The organism is Streptomyces morookaense, from assembly GCF_013030945.1.
Classification (GTDB): Bacteria; Actinomycetota; Actinomycetes; order Streptomycetales; family Streptomycetaceae; genus Streptomyces; species Streptomyces morookaensis.
Map to the genome: position 1 here is coordinate 1 of NZ_JABBXF010000176.1, position 3,702 is coordinate 3,702.

Here is a 3,702-nt window from a genome sequence, read left to right on the forward strand (position 1 = left end):
AACTGAGCTAGCGGCGCCTGCTGACAGAGGAAACTTTACAGGACGCCGGAGGGTGCTCCTGACCACCCCGGCAGGCCGTATGCCGGTATGTGTGTCGTAATGGCTATTGATCTGCGGTTTGTCTCATGGAAGGCAGCGAGGAGATGCCGGACGGGATACCCGACGACGATCACGCCGCCCACCAGGGACGATCCTCCCTGCGGGGGGCTCTGGCGGCGGTTGTCGGGGCCGCGGTGATCGTCGGTACGGCCGCGGCGGTCCCGGGCGCCCTGGCGGATCCGCCCGACCCCGCGGCGAACGAGGACGCCGCGGCGGAGGCGGGCGCGGAGGCGGGCGCGGGGGCGCGCGGGCTGGAGCCCGCGGTGGACTTCGCGATGAGCCATGTGGGCGATGCGTACGCCCTCGGGGGCGCGGGCCCGCACCGCTGGGACTGCTCGGGGCTGGTCCAGCAGGCCTACCGCCGGGCGGGCGTCCGGCTGCCGCGGACCGCGGCCGACCAGTACCGGGCGTCGGCCCGGATCACGCGCAAGGCGCTGCGCCGCGGCGACCTGGTCTTCTGGTCCTCCGACGGCCGGGCGTCCGGCGTTCACCACGTGGCGGTCTACCTGGGCGGAGGCCGCTACATCGAGGCGGCCCGGCCGGGCACGAAGGTACGGATCTCGACCTTCTCCCGCTACAGCCCGAACCTCTACGGGCGGCCCGTGGTCAGGTGAGCATGCGCTTGGCCTGGACATGACTATTGGCCGGTACTAGCCTCCGTATTGGTCTGGACCGCTCATCCCCACACGACTCACGAACCCCCCACGTTCCCGAGGAGTGCTTCAGCATGCGCAAAAAGATCAGTGCGGTGATCATCGGCTTAGGCGTCGCCTGCGTCTCCGCCCTCTCCACCGGCCCCGCCGTCGGCCACGGCTACACCGACGCGCCCACCAGCCGCCAGGCGTTCTGCGCCAACGGCACCGTCCAGGACTGCGGCGCGATCCGGTGGGAGCCGCAGAGCGTCGAGGGCCCCAAGGGCTTCCCGGACGCCGGACCCTCCGACGGCACCCTCTGCGCCGGCGGCAACAGCCGCTTCGCCGAGCTCGACGACCCGCGCAACGGGAACTGGCCGGCCACGCCGGTCACCGCGGGCCAGAACCTCACCTTCCGGTGGCGGCTCACCGCCCGCCACGCCACCACCGACTTCCGCTACTACCTCACCAACAGCAGCTACGACCCGGCCAAACCGCTCACCCGGGACGAGCTCGACCCCGAGCCCTTCCTCACGGTGCCCTACGACGGCCGGATCCCGGATGCCACCGTCACCCACGACGGCGTCCTCCCCGCGGGGCGGACCGGCAAGCAGCTCATCCTCGCCGTCTGGACGATCGCGGACACCGGCAACGCGTTCTACGCCTGTTCGGACGTCCAGTTCTGAACGGGTGCCGGGGGCGGGCGGGACGGTCCCCCGCCCCCGGCACCTCACTCGTCACTCGTCCGGGTCGCGCTTCAGCGCGATCCGCGCCAGGATGCCCGCGACCACCAGCGCGACCACCGCCAGCAGGGCGTAGTCGGGCACGGCGTTGCCCACCTCGGAGGCGAACTCCTCCAGCGTGAACTCCTGATCGGCGTCCAGGATGCCGGGCAGTCCGGTCGTCCCGTCGTATACAAGGAACAGGACGCCGATGCCGATGAAGAACAGCCCCGACAGCAGCGACGTCGTGTGCAGCCGCAGCCGTCCCACCCGGAACTCCCGCCCGCGCAGCCACTGTCGGCTGCCGAGCCGGAAGCGGTCCCAGAAGAGGGCGAGGACGAACAGCGGCAGGGCCATGCCCAGCGCGTAGACGGCGAGCATCGACGCCCCGTACACCGGATTGCCGTGCACGGCCGTCACCGTCAGCACCGCGCCCAGGATCGGTCCGGCGCAGAAGCCGGCCAGTCCGTAGACGCAGCCCAGCAGGAACGTCGACGCCGCCGACCGCGGCGTGATCCGCCCGGCCGCCTCCTGGGCCTTCTTCGAGGCGAAGCCCAGGCCCAGGATCTGGGCGAGGCCCAGGGCCACGACGATCCACCCGCCGGCCGTGATCAGTACGTCGCGGTGCCCGTTGAAGAGCCGGCTCGCGGCGGTCGAGGCCGCGCCGAGCGGCACGAGTGTGGTGGCCAGCCCCAGGTAGAACACGCCGGTACGGGCCAGCAGCCGGCCGGGGGTGGCGAGCGAGTAGGCGAAGAACGCGGGCAGCAGCAGGGCGCTGCACGGGCTCAGCAGGGCGAGGGCGCCGCCGAGGAACGCGGCGAGGTAGCCGATGTCGCTCACTTGCCCGGCTTCCCGTCGCCGGCCTGCGCCTCCTTGGCCGCCTTGGCCTGCGCTATGACGTCCTCGAAGGCCGACAGCGGCTGCGCGCCCGCGAGGGGACGGCCGTTGACCAGGAAGGACGGGGTGCTCTGCACGCCGATGGCGTAGCCCTGCTCCTGGTCCTTCTTGACGGCGGCCTCGGCGGCGGAGCCGTTCATGTCCGTACGGAACCTGTCCAGGTCGGTCACGCCGGCCGTGCGGGCCATGTCGACGAGCTTGTCCTCGGCGAGGGCGTCGCCCTTGCGCAGCTTGGCGAAGAGCTCGTCGTGGAAGGCGTGGAACCTGCCCTGCTGCCCGGCGGCCCAGGAGGCGCGGGCGGCGCGCACGGACGGGTCGCCGAAGATCGGGAAGTTGCGGAACTCGATGCGCAGGACGCCGGTGTCCACGTACTTCTTGATCAGCTCGGGCTGGGTCTCCCGGGTGAAGCGGCCGCAGAAGGAGCACTGGTAGTCGGCGTACTCGACGAGCACGACCGGGGCGTCCGCCTTGCCGAGGGCGAGCGGGTCGCCGTCCTGGCGGCGGGCCGTGGCCTTGTCGTACTGGTCGTAGGCCTTCTGCTGCGGGTCGTCGGCCGCACCCGCGGTGGCGGAGGGCTCGCGCTTGCCGGAGCCGCCCGCGCTCTTGCCGATCGCGATGCCGGCGGCGGCGACCGCGACGACCAGGGCGACGATCGCGCCGATGGCGGCGATGCGACGGGAGGGCTTGGTGTTCTTGCCGGGCTTGTTGCTCTTGGCGGGCTTGGCGGGCTTGGCGTTCTTGGCGGTCTTGCTGGTTTCGGTGTTCTTGGGCGGGCGTGCGGACATGAGCGGGGAACCCCCTGGGACGTACGGAATCTGGGCATGCCGGAGCACGGCCGGGCGCTCGCGCGGGGGAGCGGGCCGTGGCGGGGCGGACCTAGATCCGTAGGACGGGGAGCAGCTCGGAGCAGCCTGTGACCGGCGCGGGCGGGGCGCGGGGCGCGGTGGCCTTGGGCGCACGCGCCTGGGGGAGGGGAGTGCGCGCGGTGCCGGGGGCGGTGAGCGGGTCGGCCGAGCCGTGGGCGACGGCGACCTCGGCCCCCTTGATCGGCACGTCCTGCTGACGGCAGCTGCCGTTGCCGGAGCCGGCCGGTGTGGCGGACGTCATCTGCGCGCCGGTTCTCGTCTCCGTGGAGGGGACGGGCGCGCCCGTCGCTCCGCAGAGGACGGGGCCGAAGACGACGGCGAGGAGGAGGACGAGCACGGAGACCGCCGACGTGCGGTACCGGTGCGGCATCTGCCTCCTCCTCTCGTCCCCGGCCGTGCGAAGGTCCGTACTGAGCCTGAACGAAGAAGGCCCCTCGTCGGAACGAGGGGCCTTCTTCAGTCTGTGCGCCGCCAGGGACTCGAACC

The 3,702-nt window shown here is 72.2% G+C and carries 5 protein-coding genes; 2 read left to right on the forward strand and 3 right to left on the reverse strand.

Translation table 11 applies throughout. The annotated features are described in order from the left end of the window. The first annotated feature begins 125 nt into the window (after window positions 1-125). Entirely contained in the window at window positions 126-713 is a 588-nt protein-coding gene (locus HG542_RS33965; protein ID WP_171088264.1) for a C40 family peptidase, read from the forward strand. Window positions 714-826: 113 nt separating this feature from the next. Further along, complete coding sequence (locus tag HG542_RS33970) at window positions 827-1,417, forward strand: lytic polysaccharide monooxygenase auxiliary activity family 9 protein (protein ID WP_171088267.1); 591 nt, start codon at window positions 827-829, stop codon at window positions 1,415-1,417. A gap of 51 nt (window positions 1,418-1,468) precedes the next feature. Here the strand turns inward: HG542_RS33970 and HG542_RS33975 are convergent, their stop codons facing one another. From HG542_RS33975 to HG542_RS33985, 3 genes are all read right to left on the reverse strand, one after another. After that, a complete protein-coding gene (locus tag HG542_RS33975) occupies window positions 1,469-2,293 on the reverse strand; it encodes a cytochrome c biogenesis CcdA family protein (protein ID WP_171088269.1) in 825 nt (274 codons plus the stop codon). Then, a complete protein-coding gene (locus HG542_RS33980; RefSeq protein WP_171088272.1) occupies window positions 2,290-3,135 on the reverse strand; it encodes a DsbA family protein in 846 nt (281 codons plus the stop codon). Before HG542_RS33980 ends, HG542_RS33975 begins: the two co-directional genes overlap by 4 nt. 91 nt (window positions 3,136-3,226) lie before the next feature. Continuing rightward, window positions 3,227-3,586: a hypothetical protein gene (locus tag HG542_RS33985; RefSeq protein WP_171088274.1), complete on the reverse strand. Its 360-nt coding sequence runs from the start codon at window positions 3,584-3,586 to the stop codon at window positions 3,227-3,229. Between the last annotated feature and the right edge of the window lie 116 nt (window positions 3,587-3,702).

Excerpts from the sequence above, each read along its gene's own strand:
- HG542_RS33980 (WP_171088272.1), bottom strand. The coding sequence starts at position 3,135 with ATGTCCGCACGCCCGCCCAAGAACACCGAAACCAGCAAGACCGCCAAG.
- HG542_RS33965 (WP_171088264.1), top strand. The coding sequence starts at position 126 with ATGGAAGGCAGCGAGGAGATGCCGGACGGGATACCCGACGACGATCAC.
- HG542_RS33985 (WP_171088274.1), bottom strand. The coding sequence starts at position 3,586 with ATGCCGCACCGGTACCGCACGTCGGCGGTCTCCGTGCTCGTCCTCCTC.
- HG542_RS33970 (WP_171088267.1), top strand. The coding sequence starts at position 827 with ATGCGCAAAAAGATCAGTGCGGTGATCATCGGCTTAGGCGTCGCCTGC.